The 25,467-nt window shown below is 70.4% G+C and carries 31 protein-coding genes and 1 tRNA gene; 16 read left to right on the forward strand and 16 right to left on the reverse strand.

Annotated features, from left to right (window positions below):
- The first annotated feature begins 59 nt into the window (after positions 1–59).
- Complete coding sequence (locus AB0E91_RS16770; RefSeq protein ID WP_361781590.1) at positions 60–2,852, forward strand: penicillin acylase family protein; 2,793 nt, start codon at positions 60–62, stop codon at positions 2,850–2,852.
- A 53-nt stretch (positions 2,853–2,905) separates the two neighbouring features.
- Here AB0E91_RS16770 and AB0E91_RS16775 read toward each other — a convergent pair whose 3' ends face one another.
- A complete protein-coding gene (locus tag AB0E91_RS16775) occupies positions 2,906–4,159 on the reverse strand; it encodes a DUF1343 domain-containing protein (RefSeq protein ID WP_361781593.1) in 1,254 nt (417 codons plus the stop codon).
- 252 nt (positions 4,160–4,411) lie between these two features.
- On the opposite strand from AB0E91_RS16775, the gene AB0E91_RS16780 reads away from it, so the two are divergent.
- Entirely contained in the window at positions 4,412–5,182 is a 771-nt protein-coding gene (locus tag AB0E91_RS16780; protein WP_361781596.1) for an SDR family oxidoreductase, read from the forward strand.
- Between the two features lie 142 nt (positions 5,183–5,324).
- Positions 5,325–5,918, forward strand: coding sequence for a TetR/AcrR family transcriptional regulator (locus tag AB0E91_RS16785; protein ID WP_361781599.1), 594 nt, complete (start codon positions 5,325–5,327; stop codon positions 5,916–5,918).
- 70 nt (positions 5,919–5,988) lie between these two features.
- Here the strand turns inward: AB0E91_RS16785 and AB0E91_RS16790 are convergent, their stop codons facing one another.
- From AB0E91_RS16790 to AB0E91_RS16800, 3 genes are all read right to left on the reverse strand, one after another.
- Positions 5,989–7,203, reverse strand: coding sequence for an acyl-CoA dehydrogenase family protein (locus AB0E91_RS16790; RefSeq protein ID WP_361781602.1), 1,215 nt, complete (start codon positions 7,201–7,203; stop codon positions 5,989–5,991).
- Between the two features lie 6 nt (positions 7,204–7,209).
- Positions 7,210–8,232 (reverse strand): phosphotransferase family protein, encoded by a 1,023-nt coding sequence (locus AB0E91_RS16795; protein WP_361781605.1) that lies wholly within the window; start codon positions 8,230–8,232, stop codon positions 7,210–7,212.
- 202 nt (positions 8,233–8,434) lie between these two features.
- A complete protein-coding gene (locus tag AB0E91_RS16800) occupies positions 8,435–8,734 on the reverse strand; it encodes a hypothetical protein (RefSeq protein ID WP_361781608.1) in 300 nt (99 codons plus the stop codon).
- A 179-nt stretch (positions 8,735–8,913) separates the two neighbouring features.
- Between AB0E91_RS16800 and AB0E91_RS16805 the strand changes: the two genes are divergently transcribed.
- Positions 8,914–9,846, forward strand: a complete 933-nt coding sequence (locus tag AB0E91_RS16805; protein WP_361781611.1) for an NADP-dependent oxidoreductase — start codon at positions 8,914–8,916, stop codon at positions 9,844–9,846.
- Positions 9,847–9,862: 16 nt separating this feature from the next.
- Here the strand turns inward: AB0E91_RS16805 and AB0E91_RS16810 are convergent, their stop codons facing one another.
- From AB0E91_RS16810 to AB0E91_RS16825, 4 genes are read right to left on the reverse strand one after another with little or no spacing between them, the layout of a single operon-like run.
- Positions 9,863–10,201 (reverse strand): DUF202 domain-containing protein, encoded by a 339-nt coding sequence (locus AB0E91_RS16810; protein ID WP_361781614.1) that lies wholly within the window; start codon positions 10,199–10,201, stop codon positions 9,863–9,865.
- The gene (locus AB0E91_RS16815; RefSeq protein ID WP_361781617.1) at positions 10,198–10,590 is read right to left on the reverse strand and encodes a DUF202 domain-containing protein; all 393 of its coding nucleotides are present in this window, start codon (positions 10,588–10,590) and stop codon (positions 10,198–10,200) included. The genes AB0E91_RS16810 and AB0E91_RS16815 overlap by 4 nt, the downstream gene beginning before the upstream one ends.
- 21 nt (positions 10,591–10,611) lie before the next feature.
- On the reverse strand, positions 10,612–11,127 hold the full coding sequence (locus AB0E91_RS16820; RefSeq protein WP_361781620.1) for an NUDIX domain-containing protein: 516 nt from the start codon (positions 11,125–11,127) through the stop codon (positions 10,612–10,614).
- Positions 11,128–11,165: 38 nt separating this feature from the next.
- On the reverse strand, positions 11,166–12,077 hold the full coding sequence (locus AB0E91_RS16825) for a DMT family transporter (RefSeq protein ID WP_361781623.1): 912 nt from the start codon (positions 12,075–12,077) through the stop codon (positions 11,166–11,168).
- Positions 12,078–12,465: 388 nt separating this feature from the next.
- Here AB0E91_RS16825 and AB0E91_RS16830 point away from each other — a divergent pair, with 388 nt between their 5' ends.
- From AB0E91_RS16830 to AB0E91_RS16845, 4 genes are all read left to right on the forward strand, one after another.
- Complete coding sequence (locus AB0E91_RS16830) at positions 12,466–13,497, forward strand: hypothetical protein (protein ID WP_361781626.1); 1,032 nt, start codon at positions 12,466–12,468, stop codon at positions 13,495–13,497.
- A gap of 145 nt (positions 13,498–13,642) precedes the next feature.
- Complete coding sequence (locus AB0E91_RS16835; protein WP_361782443.1) at positions 13,643–14,332, forward strand: molybdopterin-dependent oxidoreductase; 690 nt, start codon at positions 13,643–13,645, stop codon at positions 14,330–14,332.
- Positions 14,316–14,933 (forward strand): cytochrome b/b6 domain-containing protein, encoded by a 618-nt coding sequence (locus AB0E91_RS16840; RefSeq protein ID WP_361781629.1) that lies wholly within the window; start codon positions 14,316–14,318, stop codon positions 14,931–14,933. The genes AB0E91_RS16835 and AB0E91_RS16840 overlap by 17 nt, the downstream gene beginning before the upstream one ends.
- 55 nt (positions 14,934–14,988) lie before the next feature.
- Complete coding sequence (locus tag AB0E91_RS16845) at positions 14,989–15,396, forward strand: YchJ family metal-binding protein (protein ID WP_361781632.1); 408 nt, start codon at positions 14,989–14,991, stop codon at positions 15,394–15,396.
- A 36-nt stretch (positions 15,397–15,432) separates the two neighbouring features.
- On the opposite strand, the gene AB0E91_RS16850 is transcribed toward AB0E91_RS16845, so the two are convergent.
- Positions 15,433–16,134 carry a FadR/GntR family transcriptional regulator gene (locus AB0E91_RS16850; RefSeq protein WP_361781635.1) on the reverse strand — a complete coding sequence of 234 codons (702 nt, stop codon included), beginning with the start codon at positions 16,132–16,134 and terminating at the stop codon, positions 15,433–15,435.
- A 142-nt stretch (positions 16,135–16,276) separates the two neighbouring features.
- On the opposite strand from AB0E91_RS16850, the gene AB0E91_RS16855 reads away from it, so the two are divergent.
- The 3 genes from AB0E91_RS16855 to AB0E91_RS16865 all read left to right on the forward strand — a co-directional run bounded on the left by AB0E91_RS16855 (position 16,277) and on the right by AB0E91_RS16865 (position 19,078).
- Complete coding sequence (locus tag AB0E91_RS16855) at positions 16,277–16,795, forward strand: gluconokinase (protein WP_361781638.1); 519 nt, start codon at positions 16,277–16,279, stop codon at positions 16,793–16,795.
- 92 nt (positions 16,796–16,887) lie between these two features.
- Positions 16,888–18,285 carry a gluconate:H+ symporter gene (locus tag AB0E91_RS16860; RefSeq protein WP_361781640.1) on the forward strand — a complete coding sequence of 466 codons (1,398 nt, stop codon included), beginning with the start codon at positions 16,888–16,890 and terminating at the stop codon, positions 18,283–18,285.
- Positions 18,286–18,307: 22 nt separating this feature from the next.
- Positions 18,308–19,078, forward strand: a complete 771-nt coding sequence (locus tag AB0E91_RS16865) for an SDR family oxidoreductase (RefSeq protein WP_361781643.1) — start codon at positions 18,308–18,310, stop codon at positions 19,076–19,078.
- A gap of 95 nt (positions 19,079–19,173) precedes the next feature.
- Here the strand turns inward: AB0E91_RS16865 and AB0E91_RS16870 are convergent, their stop codons facing one another.
- The 4 genes from AB0E91_RS16870 to AB0E91_RS16885 form a co-directional block, all read right to left on the reverse strand.
- Positions 19,174–19,440 (reverse strand): hypothetical protein, encoded by a 267-nt coding sequence (locus AB0E91_RS16870; RefSeq protein WP_361781646.1) that lies wholly within the window; start codon positions 19,438–19,440, stop codon positions 19,174–19,176.
- A gap of 93 nt (positions 19,441–19,533) precedes the next feature.
- The gene (locus tag AB0E91_RS16875; protein ID WP_361781649.1) at positions 19,534–20,382 is read right to left on the reverse strand and encodes a helix-turn-helix transcriptional regulator; all 849 of its coding nucleotides are present in this window, start codon (positions 20,380–20,382) and stop codon (positions 19,534–19,536) included.
- Between the two features lie 14 nt (positions 20,383–20,396).
- Positions 20,397–20,882 carry a DUF6879 family protein gene (locus tag AB0E91_RS16880; protein WP_361782446.1) on the reverse strand — a complete coding sequence of 162 codons (486 nt, stop codon included), beginning with the start codon at positions 20,880–20,882 and terminating at the stop codon, positions 20,397–20,399.
- 1 nt (position 20,883) lies between these two features.
- Entirely contained in the window at positions 20,884–21,096 is a 213-nt protein-coding gene (locus AB0E91_RS16885; RefSeq protein ID WP_361781652.1) for a hypothetical protein, read from the reverse strand.
- 180 nt (positions 21,097–21,276) lie between these two features.
- Here AB0E91_RS16885 and AB0E91_RS16890 point away from each other — a divergent pair, with 180 nt between their 5' ends.
- On the forward strand, positions 21,277–21,465 hold the full coding sequence (locus AB0E91_RS16890; protein WP_361781655.1) for a hypothetical protein: 189 nt from the start codon (positions 21,277–21,279) through the stop codon (positions 21,463–21,465).
- A 237-nt stretch (positions 21,466–21,702) separates the two neighbouring features.
- Here the strand turns inward: AB0E91_RS16890 and AB0E91_RS16895 are convergent, their stop codons facing one another.
- On the reverse strand, positions 21,703–22,488 hold the full coding sequence (locus AB0E91_RS16895; RefSeq protein ID WP_361781658.1) for a GNAT family N-acetyltransferase: 786 nt from the start codon (positions 22,486–22,488) through the stop codon (positions 21,703–21,705).
- Between the two features lie 238 nt (positions 22,489–22,726).
- Here AB0E91_RS16895 and AB0E91_RS16900 point away from each other — a divergent pair, with 238 nt between their 5' ends.
- The 4 genes from AB0E91_RS16900 to AB0E91_RS16915 all read left to right on the forward strand — a co-directional run bounded on the left by AB0E91_RS16900 (position 22,727) and on the right by AB0E91_RS16915 (position 24,549).
- Positions 22,727–22,936, forward strand: a complete 210-nt coding sequence (locus AB0E91_RS16900; protein WP_361781661.1) for a hypothetical protein — start codon at positions 22,727–22,729, stop codon at positions 22,934–22,936.
- Entirely contained in the window at positions 22,920–23,441 is a 522-nt protein-coding gene (locus tag AB0E91_RS16905) for a DUF6879 family protein (RefSeq protein ID WP_361781664.1), read from the forward strand. The genes AB0E91_RS16900 and AB0E91_RS16905 overlap by 17 nt, the downstream gene beginning before the upstream one ends.
- Positions 23,438–24,271, forward strand: a complete 834-nt coding sequence (locus tag AB0E91_RS16910) for a helix-turn-helix transcriptional regulator (RefSeq protein ID WP_361781667.1) — start codon at positions 23,438–23,440, stop codon at positions 24,269–24,271. The genes AB0E91_RS16905 and AB0E91_RS16910 overlap by 4 nt, the downstream gene beginning before the upstream one ends.
- Before the next feature lie 83 nt (positions 24,272–24,354).
- Positions 24,355–24,549 (forward strand): hypothetical protein, encoded by a 195-nt coding sequence (locus AB0E91_RS16915; RefSeq protein WP_361781669.1) that lies wholly within the window; start codon positions 24,355–24,357, stop codon positions 24,547–24,549.
- 276 nt (positions 24,550–24,825) lie between these two features.
- Here the strand turns inward: AB0E91_RS16915 and AB0E91_RS16920 are convergent, their stop codons facing one another.
- Both AB0E91_RS16920 and AB0E91_RS16925 read right to left on the reverse strand, forming a co-directional pair.
- Positions 24,826–25,290 carry an SAM-dependent methyltransferase gene (locus AB0E91_RS16920; RefSeq protein ID WP_361781672.1) on the reverse strand — a complete coding sequence of 155 codons (465 nt, stop codon included), beginning with the start codon at positions 25,288–25,290 and terminating at the stop codon, positions 24,826–24,828.
- 67 nt (positions 25,291–25,357) lie between these two features.
- Positions 25,358–25,445 (reverse strand) — tRNA-Leu (locus AB0E91_RS16925).
- Between the last annotated feature and the right edge of the window lie 22 nt (positions 25,446–25,467).

The following is a 25,467-nucleotide window of genomic DNA, read 5'->3' on the forward strand; positions in this document are numbered from 1 at the left end:
TTCCATCGCGGGGATACCGCCGGTAACGTCCGGCCCACCCCCAGTCGGGAGGAGCTGCCATGGCACGGCGCACCCCACGTAACGCGTTGTCCGACAGAGCGAGAACTCCCCGCACTCTTTCCGGGTTCCTGAAGACGGCCTCCATATGCGTCCTGATCGCCGGTCTTCTCTCCCCGCTCACCCAGGCGGCGGCAGCCGGAACCCCTGCCGCGGCCCCCAACGACTACTGCGGCGGCCAGTGTTCCGACATCCTGCCGCCCGGCGAGAACGGCAACGCCACCCTCGCCCAGATCCTGCTCAACCAGATCTTCGGCACCCAGCCCGACCACGCAGAGGACCAGCTCGGCCCCTACGCCAACCTGGCCACCGGCTACCAGAGCCTGACCGACACGAAGATCAACACCTTCTTCAACGACTCCTCGTTCGGCGTCCCCGCCGACCAGGTCGCCTCCACCGAGAAGCCCGCCGGACGCGCCGACGTGACGATCGTGCGCGACAAGAAGACCGGTGTGCCGCACATCACCGGCACCACCCGCTACGGCACCGAGTTCGGCGCCGGATACGCGGCCGCCGAGGACCGGCTGTGGCTCATGGACCTGTTCCGGCACGTGGGACGCGGCCAGTTGACCACCTTCGCCGGCGGCGCCCTGGCCAACCAGGGCCTCGAGCAGCAGTTCTACCGAGCGGCCCCCTACACCGAGGCCGATCTCCAGGCCCAGATCGACAGCGCCGTGGCCCGCGGCGGCGACCGCGGCCGCCTGGCCCTCACCGACGCGGGCGCCTACCTCGACGGCATCAACTCCTACATCGACGCCTCCGACAGCGGCCGCTACTTCCCCGGCGAGTACGTCCTCACCGGCCACAAGGACTCCATCACCAACGCGGGCACCATCGACCACTTCAGGATCACCGACCTGGTCGCGCTCGCCTCGGTCGTCGGCGCCCTGTTCGGCTCCGGCGGGGGCGGCGAGGTCGACAACGCCGTCTCGCTGCTCGCCGCCCAGTCCAAGTACGGCGTCACGGAGGGCACCAGGGTCTGGGAGTCCTTCCGCGAGCGCAACGACCCCGAGGCCGTCCTCACCGTCCACGACGGCCAGAGCTTCCCCTACGGCACCCGGCCCGCCGACGCCAGGGGCGAGGCCCTGCCCGACCCCGGCTCGGTGACGCAGGAACCCCTGGTCTACGACCGCACCGGCAGCGCGGGCTCGGCGAGCGCCAAGTCCGCCTCGACCACGGCCGCGAAGACCACCCTCGGCTCGGCGAAGCGCGGCATGTCCAACGCCCTGGTCGTCAGCGGCGCGCACACCGCCAGCGGCCACCCCGTCGCCGTCTTCGGACCGCAGACCGGCTACTTCGCCCCGCAACTGCTCATGCTCCAGGAGATCCAGGGCCCCGGCATCAGCGCACGCGGCGCCTCCTTCGCGGGCCTGAGCATGTACGTCGAACTCGGCCGGGGCCAGGACTACTCCTGGAGCGCGACCACCTCCGGCCAGGACATCATCGACAGCTACGCGGTCGAGCTCTGCCAGGACGACTACCACTACCTGTACCGCGGCACCTGCACGGCCATGGAGCAGCTCGAACAGAAGAACGCCTGGAAGCCGACCGTGGCCGACGGCACCGCCGCCGGTTCGTACACCCTGCGCGTCTGGCGCACCAAGTACGGCCCCGTGCAGTACCGCGCGACCGTCGGCGGCAAGAAGGTCGCCTACACCACGCTGCGCTCCTCCTACCTCCACGAGGCCGACTCGATCATCGGCTTCCAGATGCTGAACGACCCCGACTACGTCAAGGGCCCGGAGGACTTCCAGAGGGCGGCCCAGCACATCAACTACACCTTCAACTGGTTCTACGCCGACTCCCGGCACACCGCCTACTACAACAGCGGTGACAACCCGGTCCGCGCCGACGGCGTCGACAGCGAGTTCCCGGCCTGGGGCCGCCCCGACTACGAGTGGCGCGGCTGGAACCCGGCCGGCAACACCGCCGACTACACCCCCGCCTCCACCCACCCGCAGTCGATCGACCAGGACTACTACATCTCCTGGAACAACAAGCAGGCCAAGGACTACGCCGCCGCCCCCTGGGGCGAGGGCTCGGTGCACCGGGGCAACCTCCTGGAGGACCGGGTGAGCAAGCTCGCCGCCGCAGGCGGGGTGACCCGCACCAAGCTCGTCCAGGCGATGTCGGACGCCGCCCTGGCCGACCTGCGCGCCGAGGACGTGCTGCCCAAGCTCCTGAAGGTGGTCAACTCCTCGCCGGTGACGGACAGTACGGCCGCCTCGGCGGTGAGCAAGCTCCAGGCGTGGGTGAACGCGGGCGCCAAACGCACGGAGACCTCGGCCGGTTCGAAGAAGTACGCCGACGCCGACGCGATCCGCATCCTGGACGCCTGGTGGCCGCTGCTGGTGAAGGCCGAGTTCGAACCCGGCCTCGGCACCGACCTGTTCACCGCGTTCACGGCCAACCTGCCCGTGGACGAGGCACCTTCGGCCGGACACGGCCCGACCGGCTCGCACGCCGGAAGCTCCTTCCAGTACGGCTGGTGGAGCTACGTCGACAAGGACATCAGGGCCATCCTCGGTGAGTCCGTACAGGGCCCGCTCGCCCGGACGTACTGCGGCGACGGCAGCCTCACCGCCTGCCGGGACGCCCTGATCGGCACCCTCAAGCAGGCGGCCGGGCGCACCGCGGCCCAGGTCTACCCGGGCGACGACCAGTGCTCGGCCGGGGACCAGTGGTGCGCCGACTCGATCGCACAGCGCACCCTCGGCGGCATCAAGCACGGCAGGATCAGCTGGCAGAACCGGCCGACCTTCCAGCAGGTCGTGGAGTACACCTCGCACCGGTGACGGGCGTACGGCCTCCAAGTCACCGATTGCCCAGGTGACTTGGAGGCCGTCGCTCAGCGGTAGAGCAGATACTTCCCGCGCGCCTTCCGGAACGCCGCCAGCTCCGGCTGCCAGGCGGCGGTCACCTCGTCGGTTCCGGCGCCCGCGTCGATCATCGTGCGCACCCGGTCCGAACCGGTGAGCTTGTCGATCCAGTTGTCCGGCCGCCAGGCGAAGTCCGTCCACACCCGCCGCGCCGTCACCAGCAGCCCGATCCCGGTGCGCGCCGGGTCGTACGCTGCCCGGTCGTGCACATGGATCTGCACCCCGCCCACCGTCTTCCCCTGGAACTTGGAGAAGGTGGGCGCGAAGTACGCCTCCCTGAACCGCACGCCGGGCAGCCGGAGTTCGTTCGCCGCCTGGGCCCAGCGGCCGTCGATCCCCTCCGCGCCGAGGAGTTCGAAGGGGCGGGTGGTGCCGCGCCCCTCGGACAGGTTCGTGCCCTCGAACAGACAGGTGCCGGAGTACACCAACGCAGTATCCGGAGTGGGCATGTTGGGGCTCGGCGGCACCCAGGGCAGCCCGCACGCGTCGTACCACATCGAGCGCCGCCACCCCGTCATCCGCACCGTCTCCAGCGGCACCGGCCGGTCCAGGAACTCCCCGTTGAACAGCAGGGCCAGTTCGGCCGCCGTCATCCCGTGCGCCTGCGCGATCGGGCGCCGTCCGACGAAGCTCGCGAACTCCTGGTGCAGCACCGGACCTTGGGCCGAGCGGCCGGTCACCGGGTTGGGGCGGTCCAGGACCATGAACCGTTTGCCCGCGAGCGCGGCCGCCTCCATGCAGTCGTACAGCGTCCAGATGTACGTGTAGAAGCGGGCACCCACGTCCTGGATGTCGAAGACCACCGTGTCCACCCCGGACGCGGTGAACACCTCGGCCAGACCGGCGCCGCTCTTCAAGTAGGTGTCGTAGACCGGCAGTCCGGTCGCCGGGTCGTCGTAGCGGCCCTCGGAGCCGCCTGCCTGCGCGGTGCCCCGGAACCCGTGCTCGGGCCCGAAGACGGCGGTGAGGCGTACGCGCGGGTCGGCGTGCATCACGTCCACGACGTGCCGGACGTCGCGGGTGATCCCGGTCGGGTTGGTGACGATCCCGACCTTGCGGCCCGCCAGCGGCGCGTATCCCTCGGCGACCAGCCGCTCGAACCCCGTGCGCAGCCCGCCCGCGCCTCCGCCCGCGTCCCCGGCCGTCGACGCCGGGACGGGGACCACCCCGGCGACCGCGGCCGTGGCGGTGGTGGTGAGCAGGCTCCGTCTGGACAGCGTCATGCGGTGACCTCCGTGATCGCGGCGGACGAGCGGGTGACGTGCGGGTCGAGCGGTGGGCTTCGGGCGGTGTGCGGCGGGCGTGGCCCCGGGGACGCTAGCGCGGGTCGGCGCCGCAGGGAACGAGCCGGACCGCGGCCGTCCGTGTTTTCCCTTCCACCTGGCATACCGACTGGTTAGTCTGGCGCGAGTGGCGCCGGAAACGCGCCACGCCGAGCCGTGTCGAGCCGTGTCGTGTGTCGAGGGAGACCGAGCGTGGAAGCTGTGCGGGATACCGCAGTCGTCGTCACCGGGGCGGGCGGAGGGATCGGGGCCGCGCTGGCCCGCCGGTTCGCCGCCGAGGGCGCCCGGGTGGTCGTCAACGACCTGGACGCCGGGAAGGCCAAGGCGGTGGCCGAGGAGATCGGTGCGATCGCCGTGCCCGGGGACGCCTCCGCCATAGTCGAGGAGGCGCGCGAGGCCCTCGGCGGCGCCATCGACGTCTACTGCGCCAACGCGGGCGTCGCCTTCGAGGACTCCCTGCCCGAGGGCCCGCTGGACGAGCGCTCCTGGCAGACCTCCTGGGACGTCAACGTGATGGCCCACGTCCGCGCCGCCCACGCGCTGCTGCCCGAGTGGCTGGAGCGGGGCACAGGGCGGTTCGTCTCCACCGTCTCCGCCGCCGGACTGCTCACCATGATCGGCGCCCCCTCCTACAGCGTCACCAAGCACGGCGCGCTCGCCTTCGCCGAGTGGCTGTCGCTCACCTACCGGCACCGGGGCGTCAAGGTCCACGCCATCTGCCCGCAGGGCGTGCGCACCGACATGCTCGCCGCCACCGGCAGCGCGGGCGACCTGGTGCTCCAGCCGACCGCCATCGAGCCGGAGGACGTCGCGGACGCGCTCCTCAAGGGCATCGCCGAGGACCGCTTCCTGATCCTCCCGCACCCCGAGGTCGCCGACTACTACCAGGCGCGCGCCGCCACCCCCGACCGCTGGCTGGCGGGCATGAACCGCGTCCAGCGGACCTGGGAGGAGGGCCGCTGACGGCCCGCCCGGGCCCGGACGGAGAACCGGGGGCATCCGTCCGGGGCCGGTAATGGGAAGATCCTCCGGCGGGACACGCGTCCCACGCGTGCGACCAGGACGACGACAGTCGGCGACGACGACGGAAAGGCAGGTGGCGGCAGTGCCCAGGACCACGGACGGGGACGGGACGCCCGTACCCCGGCGGCTGCTGGACGCCGCCACCCGCCTCTTCGCCGAACAGGGCTACGACCGCACCTCGGTCCAGGAGATCGTGGAGGCGGCCGGCGTCACCAAGGGCGCGCTCTACCACTACTTCGGCTCCAAGGACGACCTCCTGCACGAGGTGTACGCGCGCGTGCTGCGCCTCCAGCAGGAGCGCCTGGACACCTTCGCGGACGCGGACGAGCCGGTCGAGAAGCGGCTGCGCGCCGCCGCCGCCGACGTGGTGGTCACCACCATCGACAACCTGGACGACGCCGCGATCTTCTTCCGCTCCATGCACCATCTGAGCCCGGAGAAGAACAAGCAGGTCCGCTCCGAGCGCCGCCGCTACCACGAACGCTTCCGCGCGCTCATCGAAGAGGGTCAGCGCGAGGGCGTCTTCTCCACGGCCACCCCGGCCGACCTCGTCGTGGACTACCACTTCGGCTCGGTCCACCACCTGTCGACCTGGTACCGCCCGGAGGGGCCACTCACGCCTCAGCAGGTCGCCGACCACCTGGCGGACCTGCTGCTGCGCGCGCTGCGCCCGTAGAAGCACGAGTCCTGCAGAGGCACGAGTAAGGGGCGTCCGCCATGGCGAACGCCCCTTACCGCACACCCTGTTACAGGTACTTCTTCAGCTCCCGCCGCGCCAGCGACCGCTGGTGCACCTCGTCGGGCCCGTCCGCCAGCATCAGCGTGCGCGCGCTCGCGTACAGCTCGGCCAGCGGGAAGTCCTGGCTCACCCCGCCCGCGCCGTGCAACTGGATCGCGCGGTCCAGGATCTCCACCACCGCACGAGGCGTGGCGATCTTGATGGCCTGGATCTCGGTGTGGGCGCCCTTGTTGCCGACGGTGTCCATCAGCCAGGCCGTCTTCAGCACCAGCAGCCGCAGCTGCTCGACCGTCACCCGGGCGTCCGCGATCCAGTTCTGGACCACGCCCTGCTGGGCCAGCGACTTGCCGAAGGCCGTACGGGACACCGCCCGGCGGCACATCAGCTCGATCGCCCGCTCGGCCATGCCGATCAGCCGCATGCAGTGGTGGATACGGCCCGGGCCGAGCCGCGCCTGCGCGATGGCGAAGCCGCCGCCCTCCTCGCCGATCAGGTTCGACACCGGCACGCGCACCTGGTCGAAGACGACCTCGGCGTGGCCGCCGTGCGAGTGGTCCTCGTAGCCGAAGACCTGCATGGCCCGCTTCACCGTGAGGCCGGGCGTGTCACGCGGGACCAGCACCATGGACTGCTGACGCCGGATGTCCGCGCCGTCCGGGTCGGTCTTGCCCATCACGATGAAGATCTGGCAGTCCGGGTTCATCGCCCCGGAGATGTACCACTTGCGGCCGGTGATGACGTACTCGTCGCCGTCCCGCTCGATCAGCGTGGTGATGTTGGTGGCGTCCGAGGAGGCCACCTCCGGCTCGGTCATCGCGAAGGCCGAGCGGATCTCCCCGGCGAGCAGCGGCTCCAGCCACTGCTTCTTCTGCGCCTCGGTGCCGAACTGCGCCAGCACCTCCATGTTCCCGGTGTCCGGGGCCGCGCAGTTGGTCGCGGGCGGCGCCAAGTGCGGGGAACGGCCGGTGATTTCGGCGAGGGGCGCGTACTGCAGGTTGGTGAGCCCCGCGCCGTACTCGGTGTCGGGCAGGAACAGGTTCCACAGCCCCTGCCTACGGGCCTCGGCCTTCAACTCCCCGACCACGGCCGGGGTGTCCCACGGCGAGGCCAACTGCGCCCGCTGCTCCTCGGCGACCGGCTCGGCCGGGTACACGTACTCGTCCATGAAGGCGAGGAGGCGGTCCCGCAGCTCCTCGGTGCGCGCGTCGAACGCGAAGTCCATGTGCGGTCAGCCTTCCTGAAGGGTCGTCAGTCCATGGTTGATGAAGACGGGTACGAGGTCGCCGATGCGGTCGAAGCCGCGCCCGACCGTCTGGCCGAGGGTGTACCGGTAGTGGATGCCCTCCAGGATCACGGCGAGCTTGAACCAGGCGAACGCCGTGTACCAGTTGACGTCCGAGACATCGCGCCCGGAGCGTGCCGCGTACCGCTCGATCAGCTCGCGCGGGGACGGGTGGCCCGGCGCCTGGGCGGTGGTGGAGACGGGGGAGTCGGCCATGCCGAGCGGCTGGCTGTACATCACCAGCAGGCCCAGGTCGGTCAGCGGATCGCCGAGCGTGGACATCTCCCAGTCGAGGATGGCCTCGATCCGGTCGTCGGTGCCGATCAGCACGTTGTCCAGGCGGTAGTCGCCGTGGACGACCGCCGGGGCGGGGGAGTTGGGCAGCGAGCGGCCGAGCGCCGCGTGCAACTCGTCGATGCCCGCGAGGTCACGGTTGCGGGAGGCGTCCAACTGCTTGCCCCAGCGGCGCAGTTGGCGGTCCAGGAAGCCCTCGGGGCGGCCGAAGTCCGCGAGCCCCACCTCGGCGGGGTCCACCGCGTGCAGCTCGACGAGGGTGTCCACCAGGGACAGCACCGCGTCCCGGGTGCGCTCGGGGCCGAGCGGGGCGAGCTGGTCCGCCGTGCGGTAGGGGGTGCCCTCGACGTACTCCATGACGTAGAACGGAGCCCCGAGCACCTCCTCGTCCTCGCACAGCAGCACCGGACGCGGGACCGGAACGTCGGTCGGGTGCAGGGCGCTGATCACCCGGTGCTCGCGCCGCATGTCGTGCGCGGTGGCGAGCACATGGCCGAGCGGCGGACGGCGGACGACCCACTTCGAGGTGCCGTCGGACACCGCGTAGGTGAGGTTCGACCGTCCGCCCTCGATCAGCCGGCCGGTCAGGGGGCCGGTCACCAGGCCGGGGCGCTCACGGTCGAGCAGCGCGCGCAGCCGGTCGGGATCGAGTCCGGGCGGGTGGTCGGCGCTCATACATCACTCCTACGAACGGGCGAACAGGAACGGGCCAACAGGAACCCGTCTCATGATGCCGACCGGTCGGTATGTCGTCCAGTGTGTTCACCGGAACCATCCCGATCAGTGACCGGGACCACAGCCGCGCGCCGACGGCCCCTCCGGCGCGGCGTCGGAGGGGCCGTCGGCACGAGCGGGCTCGATGGCCTGCGGGCGGGGCTCAGTGGTCGTCGTAGTGGTCCTCGTGCTCGGCGTGCCGGTGCCCGTCGTGCAGATAGTCCACGTGGTCGGCGTGCGCCACGCGCGCGTGCCCGCACTCCTCGTGGTGCACATGGTCGTGGCCGGGGTGCGCGACGTGCCCGGCGGGCTCGCACTCGTCCCAGTGGCCGCTGTGCGCGCGGTGCAGATGGCCGTCGTGCGCGTAGTCGACGTGGTCGCCGTGCGGTACGGCGGAGTGCCCGCAGCCCGGCCCGTGGCTGTGCGCGCCGTGCTCGGAGTGTTCCTGGTGAAGGTCGGTCATGTGGCTCACCTTCGGGGATACGGGGTGGGGAGGTGCCGTCGTGGAGAGGGTGTCGTGGAGCGGGCGCCCAGGGGGTGACGTGCGCTCCATGGCGACGACGACGGACAGGCTACGCGCGAATGGGGCGTATCCCGGCATATGGGTTGCGTGGCGTCCGGGTACCCAGGAAGGTCTAGGACATGAAGGCGATCAGCTACCGCCGCTACGGCGGACCCGAGGTACTGGAGTACGGCGAGCGGCCCGAGCCCAAGCTCGGCCCCGACCAGGTACTGGTCCGCGTGCGCGCGGCGGCCGTCAACCCGGTGGACTGGAAGTGCCGCGAGGGCTACCTCGACCCGATCCTGGAAACCGTGTTCCCCGTGATCACCGGCTGGGACATGAGCGGGGTCGTGGTCCGGCCGGGCGCCTCCGTCCCGGAGTACGAGGAGGGGGACGAGGTGATCGGCTACGTCCGCGAGGACTTCCTCTCGCTGGGCACCTTCGCCGAGTACGTCGCCGCGCCGGTGCGCACCCTGGCCCCGAAGCCCGGCGCGCTCTCCTTCGAGGAGGCCGCGGGCCTGCCGCTGGCCGGGCTGACCGCCTATCAGTGCGTGGTCACCGTCCTCGGGGTCAAGCGCGGCGACACCCTCCTCGTGCACGCCGCCGCCGGCGGGGTCGGCTCGCTGGCCGTCCAGCTCGGCGTCCACCTCGGCGCCCGCGTCATCGGCACCGCGAGCGAGCGCAACCACGCCTTCGTACGCACCCTCGGCGGCGAGCCCGTCTCCTACGGCGAGGGCCTGGCCGAGCGCGTGCGCGGGATCGCCCCCGAGGGCGTCGACGCGGTCTTCGACACCATCGGCGGCGAGACCCTCAGGATCTCCGCCAACCTGCTCGCCCCCGGCGGCCGCCTCGTCTCCATCGCCGACCCCGAGGTGGTCAAGTACGGCGGCCGCTACTGGTTCGTCCGCCCCGATGCCGAGGACCTGACCAAGCTGTCCCAACTGGCCGACCAGGGCGTGGTCTCCGTCCACGTGGAGAAGGTGTTCCCGCTGGAGGAGACGGCGGAGGCCCAGAAGCTCAGCGCGGGGCACCATGCGCGGGGGAAGATCGTCGTCAGGGTGTCGGAGGAGTAGCCCCGGGAGCGCGGGCTCACACCAGCAGCGCCGCCGCGCACACCGCCAGCGCCGCCGCACACACCGCCGCCGCCGTCGCGTGACGCGGGGTCAGCGCGGCGGGGCGGTCGGCCATCGCCAGCACGCGGATGCGACGGTGGGCGATCCACAGAAAGCCCAGCCACAGCCCGCAGCTCAGCGCGCACAGCAGCGCGGCGGCGACCGGCTCGCCCGCGCGCAGCGCCGCCCGCACCGCGAGCACCGCCACCACCGTGCACGCGAGCGTCGTACGCCGCCACGCCAGCCGGGTCCGCTGCGGCTGGAGTCCCCGGTCCCGGCCGGACTGCCCGCCTCCCGGGGGCCGGCCGGCACTCACCCCGCCCACCCCACCAGCACCACCACGACCATCGCGAGAGCCACCACCGCGACCACCAGGCTCAGCGCCACCGGGAAGCGCGACACCGGCAGATCCTCCCCGAGCCGCATCGCCCGCTCGCAGCGCACCCAGTGGTTCACCGCGCGCAGCGCGCACAGGACCCCGGCCGCGAGCAGGGCCAGGGCGAGTCCCGCCCGCCACGCCCAGCGCAGGTGCGGCAGGAACTGGTCCACCGCGAACCCGCCGCCGATCAGCGCGAGCGCGGTCCGCAGCCAGGCGAGGAAGGTGCGCTCGTTGGCGAGCGAGAACCGGTAGTCGGGGGTGCTGCCCTCGTCCCGTACCCGCTCGGGGGCGAACCAGAGGCGGACGTTCCGCGCGAAATCGATCACGCCCTGGACACTACCGGCGCCTCACCGGGCCGCCCGGAACGCCCTCAGCCGCTCGTACGCCGCGAGCCCGTCCGGTACCCATTCCCACGCGCCGAGCCGCCGCTCCACCTCGTCCTCGGCCAGGAAGTCGTGCCACTGCACCTCCTCCACCTGCGGCTCCACCGGAAGCTCGCAGCGGACCTCGTACACCGCCGACCACCAGCTCTTCCCGGCCCCGTCGTCGTAGAGGAACTTGAACAGGAACTCCGGGCGGTCCAGCCCCGACACCCCCAGCTCCTCCTCGGCCTCCCGCAGCGCGGCCTCGTCGTAGGACTCGCCCGCGCCCACCACCCCGCCGACGAACATGTCGTACAGCGCGGGGAAGACCAGCTTGGTCGCGGTGCGGCGGTGGACGAAGAGCCGCCCGGCCGCGTCCCGGGCCAGGACGAAGACGCAGCGGTGACGCAGGCCCCGGGCGTACGCCTCACCGCGCGGCACCCGGTCGATCACCCGGTCCCGCTCGTCCACGATGTCGAGGATCTCGTCGGCAGGATTCATACGGCCATCCAAGCAGCCCACTGCCTGGAGGGCGGGGCTCAATTGCGCTGAAGGTCCCGCACCCGCCGCTCCTGCGCCGTCCCGCACGGCATCGCCGGATGCAGCCCAAGGAGCACGATCCCCGCCACGATCGCCGCGAGCCCGGCCGCCTCCCAGGCCAGCGCCCCGGTGTCGGTACGCAGCCGGTCGCCCAGGAAGCCCACCCCGCACAGGATGCCCGCGAGGGGCTGCGCCGCCGTCAGCGCGGGCAGCGACATCCGCAGCGGAGCCGTCTCGAACGCGCTCTGCACCAGCATCAGCCCGGTCACCCCGAGCACCAGCACACCGTACGGCTGCCAGCCGGTGAACAGTTCCGCCGGGCCGCCCTCGGCCCACCGGGTGGCGCTCACCCGGGTCAGCGCGTCCTGCACGCCGTACAGCAGCCCCGCCGCCGCGGCCAGCAGCACCGCGCCCCAGCCGGTCCGCGACCGCTTGGCGTACCCGGCGAGAGCGAGGGCGACGCCCAGCATCACGCCCATGATCAGCCAGTGCCGCAGCGGATCGGTGACGGCGGTGCCCGCGTGCGGACGGCCCGCCAGGATGAACGCGCTCACCCCGCCCGCGAGCAGCGCGAGCCCGGCCCAGCCCTGACGGCCCAGCGGCTGCCCGGTCTGACGGCGGGACAGCGCGAGCGCGAAGAGGAGGTTGGTGGCGAGCAGCGGCTCCACCTCGGAGATCTCGCCCTGCCCGAGCGCGACCGCGCCGAGCGCCATCCCGGCCACCATCAGCGCCGTACCGCCCAGCCAGCGCGGCACCCGCATCAGGTCGAGGAGCAGCCGGAAGGACAGGAAGTCGCTGAGCGGGGCCCGCTGCGCCACGTTCTGCTGGAGCACGAATCCGAACCCCAGGCAGCAGGCGGCGCCCATGGCGAGAAGGACAACCAGAAGGGACACGCTGCGTACCTCGATCATCGGCCGGGCCACGATTGCGTGTGGCCGACTGTAGCGCCCTCGCACGGCGTCGCCGCGGAGAGTGCCCGGATTGGGGCGGGTTGGCGCGGCCCCGTCGTACGGCCGGGCGGGGCGCCGGACCAGGGGTCGCGAGGCCGGTCCGGGCAGCGGCGAGCGGAACCGTCGGCTCATGTTCCGCCGCCCCGTTCCCGGGCGCCATGGCGTACGCCACAATCGGGCCCCCGAACCCCCGCGCCGGGCCCGCCACCAGGTCCCTCGAACCCCAAATGCCCCTAAAGCAACGCTCGTTGAACCCAGTAACACTCGGATTCCGCTTGACGCAATCCCTGGCGGGGAGTTTGCTGTGCGTGATCGGCCGATGGCAGCCCGAGAAACAGGAAGTCCAGCGGTGCCCCCACTCCCGTCCCTGCTCGGCACATGCCGGGCCCCCGCTCAACCGTCCGGTGACACCGCTCCCGACGACCCCCGCGCCTTCGAGGCGGCCCTCGGCGACGCGGAACTGCTCGCCGCCCGCGCCGCCCTGACCCGCGGCCGCTGGCAGCCCGTCCGCTCCCTGCTGGCGCACACCGGCGACGACTGGGACCGCCGGGGCCACCGGATCACCGTGCTCGCCCAGAAACCGTGCACCGAGGCCCGCGTCCGAGAATGGCTGCTGGCCGAACCCGGCTCCGCCGACGCCACCGCCCTGCTCGCCCTCACCCTGGTCCACCGCGCCCTCACCGGCCGCGAGGAACCCGACAGGGCGCGCGCCGCCTGCCACGCGGCCGCCACGCTCGCGCCCGCCGACCCCACCCCCTGGCTCGGCCTGCTCCTGCTCGCCCGCGCCCTCGGCCCCGAGTCCGAGCTGTGGCGCGCCTTCGCCGAGCTGCGGCTGCGCCACCCCGAGCACCACCACGGCCACCACCTGATCGTCGCCGCCCTGGCCGAACGGCCCGGCGCCGCGCGCCCCGAGTCCCACGAGGCGTACGACCTGGCCGAGCGCGCCGCCGCCCAGGCCCCGGCCGACTCCCCGCTCGCCGTCCTGCCGGTCGTCGCCCACACCGAGCGCCACCGCCACCTCGCCGCCACCGGCCTCGCCCCCGCCGACCCGGCCGCCGCAGGGCACTGGGGCGGCCGCCGGGCCCGCCGCGCCCTGCGCGCCGCCTTCGACTGGTGGCTGGAGTGGGAGCACGACGAGCACCCCCGCCGCCACCTCGACCTCAACCATCTGGCGTTCGCCATGTCCGCCGCCGGGCGCCCCGCCGAGGCCGCCGCCCTCTTCCACCGCATCGGCCCGCACGCCACCCGCGAACCCTGGTCCTACCTGGGCGGCGACCCCCGTACGGCCTTCCACCAGGCCCGCGCCCGTGCGCTCGGATTACCGAACTCTGACATCCGCCCGGATCCACTGGCCCCAGCCGCCCCGACGGTGTTCGAATGACGGCGTGAAGCCCGAAGAACCTCCGGAGGACCGCGCGGACCTCCCCGATGCCGATGCCGAAGCCGCTGCTGCTTCTGCTGCCGCTGCTTCTGCCGCTGATGCCGAAGCCGACGCCGCTTCTGCTGCCGAACCCCGCGGCAAACCGATCGGCCGCCGCGTCTTCCTCGGCACCGTCGCCGCCGGTGCCCTCGGCGTGGCCACCGCGCCCATGCTCCAGCGCGGCCTCGAAGGACTCCTCGGCGGACTCTCCGGCCAGGACCCCACCGGACTGAGCGGCCTGCTGCCCAACGGCGGCGGCTTCCGCTACTACTCCGTCACCGCGTCCGTCCCCCGCAAGGGCCCCGCCGACTACCGGCTCACCGTCGGCGGCCTGGTCGACCGCCCGCACACCTACACCCTGGACGACCTGCGCGCCCTGCCGCAGACCCGGCTCGTCAAGGACGTCCAGTGCGTCACCGGCTGGCGCGTCCCGGGCACCCCCTTCCAGGGCGTACGCCTGGCCGACCTCCTGGACGCGGCGGGGGTCCAGTCCTCCGCGCGGGCCATCCGCTTCACCTGCTTCGACGGCGCCTACACCGAGAGCCTCACCCTCGACCAGGCCCGCCGCGCCGACGTCCTGGTCGCCCTGCGCATGCAGGACAAGGACATCGGCCACGACCACGGCGGCCCCGTCCGCCTCTACGTCGCCCCGATGTACTTCTACAAGTCCGCCAAGTGGCTCTCCGGCATCACGGTCACCGACCGCGTCCGCCCCGGCTACTGGGAGAACCGCGGCTACGATGTCGACGCCTGGGTCGGCCGCTCGAACGGACGGACCGATGACCCCACCAACTGACACCGCCGCCCCGCCCGAGACCCGCGTCCCCCGCTTCACCCCCGCCGAACGCTGGACCCACCGCGTGACGGCACTCCTGATGGGCGTGTGCGTCGCGACCGCCGCCTGCCTCTACATCCCCGAACTGGCCGTACTGGTGGGCCGCCGGGAACTGGTCGTCCGCATCCATGAATGCGCGGGCCTGGCTCTCCCGGCCCCCGTCCTGCTGGGCCTGACCTCCCGCGCGCTCCGCGCGGACCTGGGCCACCTCAACCGCTTCGGCCCCCACGACCGAGCCTGGCTCCAAGCCGTACTCCGCCGCACCCCCCACCGCCCCGCCGCCAAGTTCAACGCGGGCCAGAAGCTCTACTCCGCCTGGATCGCCGGAGCCACCCTCGTCATGCTCGGCACCGGCCTCATGATGTGGTTCACCCACCTCACCCCCCTGATGTGGCGCACCTCGGCGACCTTCGTCCACGACTGGCTCGCCCTCACGATCGGCGTCGTTCTCGCCGGCCACATAGGAATGGCCCTGGCAGACCCGGAAGCCCGCCAGGGCCTGCGCACCGGCACGGTGAGCCGCGCGTGGGCGGAACGGGAACACCCGTTGTGGCGCCCTTAGCGGCCTTCGCGCCACGGGACCCCACCCTGCGGAGCAGTCCGGCACAATGACCCCCATGGCCAGTCGCACCCCCCGCCCCACCCCCGTCACCCCCACCACGCCCTGCCCCTGCGGGCTGCCCAAGGCGTACGGGGAGTGCTGCGGGCGGTTCCATTCCGGTGCGGCAGCCGCGCCGACCGCCGAGGTGCTGATGCGGTCGCGGTATGCCGCGTTCGTCGTGGGGGACGTCGCGTATCTGCTGAAGAGCTGGCACCCGAGCACCCGCCCGGCCCAGCTCGACCTCGACCCCGACATGCGGTGGACGGGACTGGAGATTCTCGACCGCTCCGACGGGTCGGCGTTCCACGACCGGGGGACCGTGACGTTCCGGGCGTCCTATCGCGGTGGGGAACTGTGCGAGCGGAGCCGGTTCGAGCGGGTCGGTGGGGAATGGGTGTACGTCGACGGGGAGTTCCTCGACTAGGGCGACGCCGCGAGAAGTACTCCCGACTCAACTCCCCTACGGCACCAGGATGTCCAGCTCCTGAAGCGCCCCCACCGTGATCTCGCGCGTGAGTTCCTCCGCGCGGACGCTGTCGCGGGCACGTACCGCTTCGGCGACGCGGACGTGGAGGGTGACGGCGGCCGGGTCGGGGTCTTCGAACATGACCTCGTGGTGGGTGCGGCCCGACAGGACCTCCGCGACGACGTCGCCGAGGCGGGCGAACATCTCGTTGCCGGAGGCCGTGAGGATGATGCGGTGGAAGGCGATGTCGTGGATCAGGTACTGGTCCAGGCGGTGGCCGCGCGAGTTGGAGACCATGCCGAGAGCGCACTCGGTGAGTTCGGCGCACTGTTCGGCGGTGGCGAGGCGGGCGGTGAGGCCCGCCGCGACCGGCTCGATCGCCGAGCGCAGCACGGTGAGAGAGCGCAGCTGGTGCGGGCGGTCGGCGCCGGCCAGCCGCCAGCGGATGACCTGCGGGTCGTAGACGTTCCACTCGGCCTTGGGGCGCACCGTCACGCCCACCCGGCGGCGGGACTCGACGAGGTGCATGGACTCCAGGACGCGTACGGCCTCGCGCATCACGGAGCGGGAGACCTCGAAGTGCTGGGCCAGCTCGTCCGTGCGCAGCACACTGCCCGGCGGGTACTCGCCCGCGGTGATGGCAGGGCCGAGGGTGTCCAGTACGCGGCCGTGCAGCCCCCGGCCCGGTGTGCTCATGCACTCAGCGTACGGCCTGGGTCACAGCGACAAAAAGTCAGACTTATATGTCACAGACTCTTGAATTTGTCGTACCTAATAGGTTTCAGTGTGGCGACGCCGGAGTTCGGCGTCGGATGTCGAAGAAGACAGCGAGGCAGTCATGCGCACCCCCCAGGTCGTCGTCGTGATGGGCGTCGCCGGGACGGGCAAGACCACGATCGGTCCGTTGCTCGCCGCCCGGCTGGGCGTCCCGTACGCCGAAGGCGACGACTTCCACCCGCAGGCCAACATCGACAAGATGTCGGCCGGGATTCCGCTCGAGGACGCCGACCGGTGGCCGTGGCTCGACGCCATCGGCACCTGGGCGCACGGCCGGGCGGGGCTCGGCGGGGTGGTGAGCAGCTCGGCGCTGAAGCGGTCGTACCGTGACCGGCTCCGGGCCGAGGCCCCCGGGATCGTCTTCGTCCACCTCAGCGGCAGCCGTGAGCTGATCGAGGGCCGGATGTCGCAGCGGCAGGGGCACTTCATGCCGACCGCGCTGCTGGACTCCCAGTTCGCCACGCTCCAGCCGCTCGAGGCGGACGAGGCCGGAGTCGCCGTGGATGTCGGCGGCGGCCCCGAAGAGATCACCGAGCGTGCCGTACAGGCCCTGGAAGCGCTTTCCGTCGCATCCCAGTAGGGCCTCAGTCATGCCCCAGTGGGGCCCAGTAGTGCCCTCGTAGCACCCCGTAGCACCTTCACCCACGTCCCCCGTACCTGCAAGGGAACCCCGTGACCAGACTCAGCGTCGAGATGCTGGCAGCGGACAGCGTCCAGCCGATCACTTCGGCCGGCCACGCCCAGTTGGGCATAGCCGTCCTGGTGGGCATCGCCGTCATCGTCTTTCTCATCACCAAGTTCAAGCTCCACGCCTTCCTGGCCCTGACCATCGGTTCGCTGGTGCTCGGCGCGGTGGCGGGCGCACCGCTCGACAAGGCGATCGTGAGCTTCACGACCGGCCTCGGTAACACGGTCGCCGGTGTCGGCGTGCTGATCGCGCTGGGCGCGATCCTCGGCAAGCTGCTCGCCGACTCCGGCGGCGCCGACCAGATCGTCGACACGATCCTCGCCAAGGCGGGCGGCCGCGCGATGCCGTGGGCCATGGTGCTCATCGCGTCCGTGATCGGTCTGCCGCTCTTCTTCGAGGTCGGCATCGTCCTGCTGATCCCCGTCGTGCTCATGGTCGCCAAGCGCGGCAACTACTCCCTGATGCGCATCGGCATCCCGGCGCTGGCCGGTCTGTCCGTGATGCACGGTCTGATCCCGCCGCACCCCGGCCCGCTGGTCGCGATCGACGCGGTCAAGGCCAACCTGGGTGTCACCCTGGCGCTCGGCCTCGTCGTCGCCATCCCGACGGTGATCATCGCCGGTCCGCTGTTCTCGAAGGTCGCCGCCCGCTGGGTCGACGTCCAGGCGCCCGACCGCATGATCACCGAGCGCGCCTCGGAGCGCCTCGAGAACCGTCCGAGCTTCGGCGCGACCCTCGCCACGGTGCTGCTGCCGGTCGTGCTGATGCTGAGCAAGGCGCTCGTGGACATCGCCATCGACGACCCGGCGAACATGACCCAGCGCGTCTTCGACGTGGTCGGCTCCCCGCTGATCGCGCTGCTCGCCGCCGTGATCCTCGGCTTCGTCACGCTGGGCCGTCCCGCGGGCTTCACCAAGGGCCGTCTCCAGCAGACCGTCGAGAAGGGCCTGATGCCGATCGCCGGCATCCTGCTGATCGTCGGCGCGGGCGGTGGCTTCAAGCAGACGCTGATCGACTGCGGTGTGGGCCAGATGATCCTGGACATCTCCAAGGACTGGTCGATCCCGGCGCTGCTGCTCGCCTGGCTGATCGCGGTGGCGATCCGGCTCGCGACCGGCTCCGCCACGGTGGCCACGGTCTCGGCGGCCGGTCTGGTCGCGCCGCTCGCGGCCGACATGTCCACCACGCACACCGCCCTGCTGGTCCTGGCCATCGGCGCCGGTTCGCTCTTCTTCAGCCATGTCAACGACGCCGGTTTCTGGCTCGTGAAGGAGTACTTCGGGCTGAGCGTCGGCCAGACGGTCAAGACCTGGTCGGTGATGGAGACGATCATCTCCGTGGTCGCGGGCGCCCTGGTGCTGCTGCTCTCCTTGGTGATCTAGGTGCTCTAGGAGCGATACGACGATGACGGCTCACCCCCTCTTCGACGTCGGCGGCCGTACGGCGCTGGTCACGGGGTCCAGCCGGGGCATCGGCCTCGCGCTGGCCCGGGGCCTGGCCGAGGCGGGCTGCACCGTGGTCCTCAACGGCCGCGACGCGGACCGCCTCGCGCGGGCGGTCCGCCTCGCGGAGCTGCCCGGCGACCGGACGCACACGGCGGTGTTCGACGTGACCGACGGCCCCTCCGTGGCCGCGGGCATCGCCGACGTCGAGGAGCGGGTGGGCCCGCTCGACATCGTGGTCAACAACGCGGGTGTCCAACTGCGCGCGCCGCTCACGGAGTTCACCGACTCCGACTGGCGGCACGTGCTGGACACCAACCTCACGAGCGCGTTCCTGGTCGGCCGCGAGGCCGCCCGGCGCATGACGGAACGCGGCCACGGCAAGATCGTCAACATCTGCTCGCTCCAGAGCGAGGTCGTCCGCCCCGGCATCGCCCCGTACGCGGCGGCCAAGGGCGCGCTGAAGATGCTCACCAAGGGCATGTGCGCGGACTGGGGGCCGTACGGCATCCAGGTCAACGGCCTCGGCCCCGGCTACATCGAGACCGACCTGACCCGGCCGCTCGTCGAGGACCCTGAGTTCAGCGCGTGGGTCCGGGGGCGGACTCCGGCGGGGCGGTGGGGGCGGACCGAGGATCTGGTGGGTGGGCTGCTGTTCCTGGCGTCGCCTGCGGCGGACTTCGTGAACGGGCAGGTGCTGTACGTCGATGGTGGGATGACGAGCGTTTTGTGAGTGGGCCGTCCCGCGGCGGAGTGGGTGTTCCTACTTCGCCGCGCGACGGCCCAGTTCGCGTGCGACCTTCTGGCGGGCGCGGGAGGAGCGGCAGGCTAATCGCCCGAGAAGACGATGCGTAGGTCGCCGTCCGCACGGCAACGCAGGCCCCAGGCAAGCAGTGTCGCGAGGGCCTTGTGCTCGGCCTCCTCCAGGCGACCGAAGTCCAAAGCCTCCAGCTCCCGCACCATCCGGCCCACTGCCTCACCACGCAGTGTGGTGTCCCCGTACGGTTCGACATCGGCGAGGGCAGACAGCCGATGCCGCCCGAGCTTTTCGAGGGCCGCCCAGAACTCGTCCTCGACGACCATCCGCTCCAGCACCCCCACTCCGGGACGCGGCCCGGGCTTCCGACCGGACCGAGACGCCGAGACCCCGCGCCGAAGCTCAACTACGAGCCCCATTCCACGCTCCATTCAGCTCAGTGATCCCAGCGCGGCCGCTATCAGAGAGCGTGCCGCGCCTCCTCGTGCCGCCCCCTGCGAAAGCCGCTCGTAGGCTCGGGCGTACAGCTCGACCTGGCTCGGCTGGGTAAGGGTGGACGCGGCATCCAGTGTGTCCGCGTGCACTCTGGTGTCGTCGAAGATCGTGAAGGTCGGCATTGGCCACACGGTCCGCTGTTCGGAGAACGGGACGATGCCCACGGCGACGTTCTGCAGATCCATGACCGCGAGTAGATGGCCAAGCTGCGCCGCCATGGTCTCGGCACCGCACAGCCGGTATCGCAGCACCGATTCCTCCAGGACGAACGAGAACCGCCGGGTGCCGTTGGCCAGCACCTCGTTGCGTTTCATACGGGCCGTCACCGCGTCGCTCACGTCGTCGGGGGTTCCCCGGAAGCGCGCGATGGACGACAGGAGCGCGGTCGCGTAACCGGGTGTCTGCAGGAACCCGGGGATCACATCGGAGACGTAGACGCGGAACATCCTGGTCCGCTGATAGAGGTCGCCCGTGGACTCCTGCAGTCGGCGCAGACCGCTCCGCTGGAGTCGCATCCACTGTACGTGGGCGTCGGCGGACTGCCTGTTCGCCGCGATCAGGTCGGGGATCTGGTCGTCTGCCGCGCAGGCCCGGCACCACGCCTTTATGTCTGCATCGGAAGGTGGTGTCTTGGCGTTCTCGATCCGGGACGACTTCGACTCCGACCAACCGCACCTGGAGGCCAGCTCCCGCCCGGTGATCCCGGCGTCCTTCCGGATCTCACGGAGACGACCCGCGAGGGCTTCCCGTGCTTTCTGGACGTTGGACGAGGGGTGCGGTGGCATGGAGCTGGCTTCCGTCAGATCGTGTACAGGTGGTGCGGGATCGCTCGCTCCCAGACCGCGTCGAAAGCGGCGGAGCACAGTTTCACGGTCTCCGGATCCGCCGTGATCTCGTCCTCCACCACGACTCCGTCACCGGAGAAGTGGTGCACGCGGAGCAGCGTGCCGTCGAACAGCCAGAAGTCGTTACCCGGGAGCGAGATGCTCGTGGCTTGTCGTCGCGGCAGCCATCGGACCTCCTCGCCCGCTGTGATGTTGGCGTGTGTGACGTAGTGCTCCCAGCGGATGTACTCCGACACGGGTTCGGAAACGACGCGTGCTCGGCGGACCGATACGCCCCGGGCCACGGTGTCCGTGACCAATTGGTCGTACGGGTGCCACCAGGATGCGCGCTCCTCCCAGTTGATCCGCTCACCGCGTTTCCATGCCTCGAACCGTTCTGTCGAGGCGTAACAATCCCGCAGCTCCAGGTGGACGGCAGACCGTTCACACTGGTTGAGCAGTTCAGCGAAGCTGGGCCCGGGCGGGAATCCTGACGATGGCTTCGTTGGCGGGTACTGGACCGTTCGCGGGGCTGGTTGTCTCGCACTCCGACTGAGTCTCGGTGCTCGGCCTCCACCCTTGCAACAAGATCTCTTGAGCTTCCGCGTCCGCCCACACGGTGGGGCAGTGATCCCGGTCTGCATCGGGGTCGATGCCAACGAACTCTACGGCCATGGCTCGCTCCTTCGTTCAGCACTTGCTTGGACTTGCATCACCTTGGATGAACTGCTGATACATCGTCAATGCCACCTACTTCCGGTTGAATTGACGTGCAAGCTCATGCAAGTTCGTGGAGCTCCCGCCAAGCCGACTTCTAGCGTCGCCACATCGTGCAGACGAGCTGGGAAGGAAGCCATGCCACAGAAGCCACAGGCCTACCGGCTGACCGATCCGACGGTCGAGCCTTCCGCTGTTCCCGGTTGTTCGGAGTGCCTGTCCCTCTCGCTCAACAGGCAGAACGCCCGCTCCCGAGGTGACTACAGCGCCGTGTCCGACGCGAACGTCATGCTGCGCAGGCACCAGGCGGAAGCACACACGTCGTGACAGGGAAAGCCCCCAGGCCCCCGTTCACAGAACGCCCTCTCCTGACACTGCGAGTGTCACGTGACTCGGGTCGAACCTGGAACACCGAGCAGTCCGTCTTCGCCACAGATGACCTGAGGCCCCTGCTCACCAGCGCGTGGCCCCCGTGCAGGTGCAAGCGCTGTCCTGACCGCCCGGTCTCGTAGGGAGAGTTGCCAAGTGACGTCACCGGCCGATAGCCCGAGGACTGAACGAAGCTCACGGCGACCAGACATACGGCGTAGTCGTGGTGACCGCGTGCAGCCCCAGCCGGGTGAGGATCGGGGCGCTGTCGGCCGACGCGTCGACGTACAGGTAGGGGACGCCGCGGGCGGCGGCGAGCTGGGCTCGGTGGGCGACCATGGCGCGGTAGATGCCCCGGCCGCGCCACTCCTTGAGCGTGGAGCCACCCCAGAGGCCGGCGAAGTCGATCCCGTCTTTGAACACCAGCCAGGCGGCGCAGACGACTTCGGCACCCGCCTCGGCTACGAGGACGACGGTGTTCTCCGGGGCGTTCTCGATCCGGGCGGACAGGTCGTCGGCGAGCCAGCTCCAATCCTCGCCCCAGACGGTGCTCTCCATGGCGGCGATGCGCTGGAGGTCGGATCGGGCGGTGACCCGGCGGAGGGCCACGCCGTCGGGCAGGACGGGATCGGCGGCAAGCTCCGCGGACCGTCCGACGAGCACGGTCTCGCTGTCCTCGGCGACGAAACCGGCCGCAGTGAGCCGGTCGGTGAGGTCGGCGGGGAGATCATGGCCGCGCGTCTTCCACTCGACCGCCTCCCCCCGAGCGGCGTAAAAGTCACGCTGCCGCGCTATGAGCGCGTCTAGTTCCGCCCCGTACACACCGAGATCGCGCGGCCCCGTGACGAAACCGCGGTGCCAGCCGACCACACGGGTCAGGGGGCCGTCGTTCTCGATACGTGCGCCTCCGCCCGGCGGGGTGACGCCACGGAGTTGGGCGTCGTACGCAGCCCGGAGTTCGTCGATCAGGTTGTCCTTCACGGGAACACCGTACGAACCGGGTCAAGCGATTAAACGCCGTCGGGCGGCGCGTAAGGGCTCAACTACTCACGCAACTCGGGTTCCACCCGCCCCAGTTCGTCAGGCGCACCACCGGTCCCCACAGAGATCGTTTATGCCGGATCGGGAATAGTCCGGAGTCGGCATGGACGAGGGACGATGCCCTGCATACCGTCGTCGGACGGTGGCCCCGACCGGGGCCGACGACGGAGGGGACGCCATGGCGCGCAGCGAACTGACCCGGCTTACCGGCAGGCTCGACGGGCCCAACTGTGACGACGACGATTGCCCGAACGTCTACCGCGCGACGAGCGGCGCCATCGTGGTCCAGGGGAACCTGTCGGACGCCTTCCAGCCGCCGGAGGGTGAGGCCCTGGTGGAGATCCCGGAGTCGGTCCTGAGGGAGGCTGTCCGTGCTCTTGGATGGTGACGAGTGGCGGCAGACGTTCGACGCGTACCAGCATTCCGCGTGGCGGTTCGAGGCGCAGCCCACGTACACCATGCCGAAGGAGGCTGAGAACGTCGCCCGCTTCCTTCGGGGAGAGCTGAAGCCTGCGGACCACAATGCGCGGTGGCACGAGCGCGTCCGTGGCTATGTGGCATCGGGGCGCACCATCGGGCGCGTACGGATCGTGCGGAAGCCGCTGACCGACTACCAGCGGTATCAGTTCGCCTGGGGTATCCCCGGCAACATCCAGGCCGGGGAAGACATCCGTGTCCTGGACGTCACCCAGGACGACTACGGGCTCCCGCTGTCGGGAACCGACTGGTGGATGTTCGATGAGTCACGAGTCGTGCATCTGAACTTTCGGCCGGACGGTACGCAGATCAACCGGGAACTGCTCACGGGCGACGTGACTCCGTACCTGGAGTGGCAGCGCATCGCCCTGGCCCATGCCGTGCCGTTCTCCGAGTACGTGAAAGACACCGTGTGACATTCGAGCCCGAGCAGCTTGGCCAGTCGAGAACCGACCTGGCGGAAAAGCTCCGCGAGCTACGGAAGCGAGCCGGCCTCACAGGGGACCGGCTTGCTCGGCGCTGCAACATGTCTCAAAGTCAGATCAGTAAGTTCGAGACGGGCAAGAAGACCCCGAAGCTCGTGGATGTCGAGCGCATCTTGCGGGCGGTCGATACTCCCCCTGAGATGGTCGCAGAGATTACCGCTCTCGCGCGGGTCGCCAATACCGAGTGGCAGGACAAGCGTTCTTCCTGGCGCCGTGGGATGGAGAAGCGACAGGCGGAGCTTGCGGCCCTGGAGTCAGACGCCACAGAACTCAGGTACTTCCTGCCGTCGATGGTTACCGGGCTGCTGGCCACGCCCGAGTACATCCGTGCCAGCCTGAGCCACACCCCAGGTGACTCGTCTCGGACCGTGGCGCGCAAGCTGGAGCGGCAGACTGTCCTGTACAACACGGCGAAGCGGTTCACTTTCCTGATCACGGAACAGGCGGCACGCTGGGCCATCGTTCCCGCTCCCGCGATGTCCGTGCAGATTGACCGGCTGGCTTCGCTGTCGCATCTGCCAAATGTGAGGATCGGGGTTGTTTCTCTGGGCGCGCCCACGGGCCGTGGTCCGATGAACACGTTCACGGTCTACGACAATCGGCTGGCGACGGTAGAGAACTTCACCGGCAGAATGGTATTTCGAGATGCGCGCGACATCTCTGAATACCTTTCCGTGTTCACCCAGTTCGAACAGCACGCCCGCTTTGGGAACGACGCCAGATCCTTGCTCCGACAATGGGCGGACGACTGTCGCAACTGATCTTTAGTCCGCAACGGGAATAACCCTCGGCAGCATCCGTCAACCGGCAGATCATGGGTGAACCACGAAGTCGGGGAGGACTGATGGCGAACACGGAGACGCCCAAGAAATACGGGCTGACGGAACTGACCCCGGAACCCAGGCCCTTTCCGGGTTGCAAGGTCTGCTTGGGTTTCAGCGTACGGCGGGAGAACGCCCGCTCCCGGGGCGACTACAGCGCCGTGTCCGACGCGAATGTCGTCCTGCGCAGGCACTGGGCGGAAGCGCATGTCTCGTGAGCAGGAAATCTTCCGCTCGCCTGTTCAGTGAACGGCCCTTACTGACCTTGCGAGTCTCGCGTGACTCGGGCCGGACCTGGGACTCCGAGCAGGCCCTGTTCGCCCCGGACGAGCTCACGCCGTTGCTCACCAGCGCGTGGCCCCCGTGCGAGTGCGAGCACTGTCGCGACCGGTCGCCGTCGTAGGTCACAACCGTCGAACGCGGTGCCAGGTTGGACGAGTTCGACGGTGGTGCGTAAAGGAACCAAGCCTGCCCCTCGTGGACTTGGCCGCTGATCAGTAGTAGCCCCGCATCAGCACGGACGCCCATTCCGGCTGCCGGATCTCGCCGTGCGGGCCGAACTCCCGGACGTACGGCTTCAGATCGAGTACCGGTGTCCCGGCCACCGCGTCGAGTCCGGTGACATGGACGTCGAGGCCCTGTACCGAGGTGATGCGGCAGCGGGAGACGCCGAGTCTGTTGGGCCGGCGGCGGCTGCGCTGGGCGAAGATGCCGATCAGGGGGGCGTCCGGTGCCCCCGGCAGAGGACGTGCGCCCCGGTCGATCTCCCGGCTGTCCACCTGGTCGAAGAAGAAGACCACTTCGAGGTGGGAGAACTCCTCCAGGCCGAAGAGGGCCTCGGGGCCGAACATCGAAGAGTCCAGCCGGATGACGGCCTCCTCACGACCCCACCCGGACTCGCGAACCTTGGCGCGCCCGCCTACGACGCGGCCGATCGGCTGGGATTCGACCGGCCCCACCCTGTCCACTCCACCCACCGGCGTCCTCCGAAAAGCAGAAGACCCCGCACGAAGCGGGGTCTCTCGCTGGTGTCCGAGGGGGGACTTGAACCCCCACGCCCGATAAAGGGCACTAGCACCTCAAGCTAGCGCGTCTGCCATTCCGCCACCCGGACAAGGTGTCTGTCGTGCGGGGTT

The sequence above is a fragment of the Streptomyces sp. NPDC026659 genome, assembly GCF_040638245.1.
In the GTDB taxonomy this organism is placed as follows: domain Bacteria; phylum Actinomycetota; class Actinomycetes; order Streptomycetales; family Streptomycetaceae; genus Streptomyces.

What these genes read in the sequence shown, in the direction of transcription:
- AB0E91_RS16770 (WP_361781590.1), top strand. Translation starts at nt 60, where the DNA reads ATGGCACGGCGCACCCCACGTAACGCGTTGTCCGACAGAGCGAGAACT.
- AB0E91_RS16775 (WP_361781593.1), bottom strand. Translation starts at nt 4,159, where the DNA reads ATGACGCTGTCCAGACGGAGCCTGCTCACCACCACCGCCACGGCCGCG.
- AB0E91_RS16790 (WP_361781602.1), bottom strand. Translation starts at nt 7,203, where the DNA reads ATGGACTTCGCGTTCGACGCGCGCACCGAGGAGCTGCGGGACCGCCTC.
- AB0E91_RS16795 (WP_361781605.1), bottom strand. Translation starts at nt 8,232, where the DNA reads ATGAGCGCCGACCACCCGCCCGGACTCGATCCCGACCGGCTGCGCGCG.
- AB0E91_RS16800 (WP_361781608.1), bottom strand. Translation starts at nt 8,734, where the DNA reads ATGACCGACCTTCACCAGGAACACTCCGAGCACGGCGCGCACAGCCAC.
- AB0E91_RS16805 (WP_361781611.1), top strand. Translation starts at nt 8,914, where the DNA reads ATGAAGGCGATCAGCTACCGCCGCTACGGCGGACCCGAGGTACTGGAG.
- AB0E91_RS16820 (WP_361781620.1), bottom strand. Translation starts at nt 11,127, where the DNA reads ATGAATCCTGCCGACGAGATCCTCGACATCGTGGACGAGCGGGACCGG.
- AB0E91_RS16825 (WP_361781623.1), bottom strand. Translation starts at nt 12,077, where the DNA reads ATGATCGAGGTACGCAGCGTGTCCCTTCTGGTTGTCCTTCTCGCCATG.
- AB0E91_RS16840 (WP_361781629.1), top strand. Translation starts at nt 14,316, where the DNA reads ATGACCCCACCAACTGACACCGCCGCCCCGCCCGAGACCCGCGTCCCC.
- AB0E91_RS16845 (WP_361781632.1), top strand. Translation starts at nt 14,989, where the DNA reads ATGGCCAGTCGCACCCCCCGCCCCACCCCCGTCACCCCCACCACGCCC.
- AB0E91_RS16850 (WP_361781635.1), bottom strand. Translation starts at nt 16,134, where the DNA reads ATGAGCACACCGGGCCGGGGGCTGCACGGCCGCGTACTGGACACCCTC.
- AB0E91_RS16855 (WP_361781638.1), top strand. Translation starts at nt 16,277, where the DNA reads ATGCGCACCCCCCAGGTCGTCGTCGTGATGGGCGTCGCCGGGACGGGC.
- AB0E91_RS16865 (WP_361781643.1), top strand. Translation starts at nt 18,308, where the DNA reads ATGACGGCTCACCCCCTCTTCGACGTCGGCGGCCGTACGGCGCTGGTC.
- AB0E91_RS16875 (WP_361781649.1), bottom strand. Translation starts at nt 20,382, where the DNA reads ATGCCACCGCACCCCTCGTCCAACGTCCAGAAAGCACGGGAAGCCCTC.
- AB0E91_RS16885 (WP_361781652.1), bottom strand. Translation starts at nt 21,096, where the DNA reads ATGGCCGTAGAGTTCGTTGGCATCGACCCCGATGCAGACCGGGATCAC.
- AB0E91_RS16890 (WP_361781655.1), top strand. Translation starts at nt 21,277, where the DNA reads ATGCCACAGAAGCCACAGGCCTACCGGCTGACCGATCCGACGGTCGAG.
- AB0E91_RS16900 (WP_361781661.1), top strand. Translation starts at nt 22,727, where the DNA reads ATGGCGCGCAGCGAACTGACCCGGCTTACCGGCAGGCTCGACGGGCCC.
- AB0E91_RS16915 (WP_361781669.1), top strand. Translation starts at nt 24,355, where the DNA reads ATGGCGAACACGGAGACGCCCAAGAAATACGGGCTGACGGAACTGACC.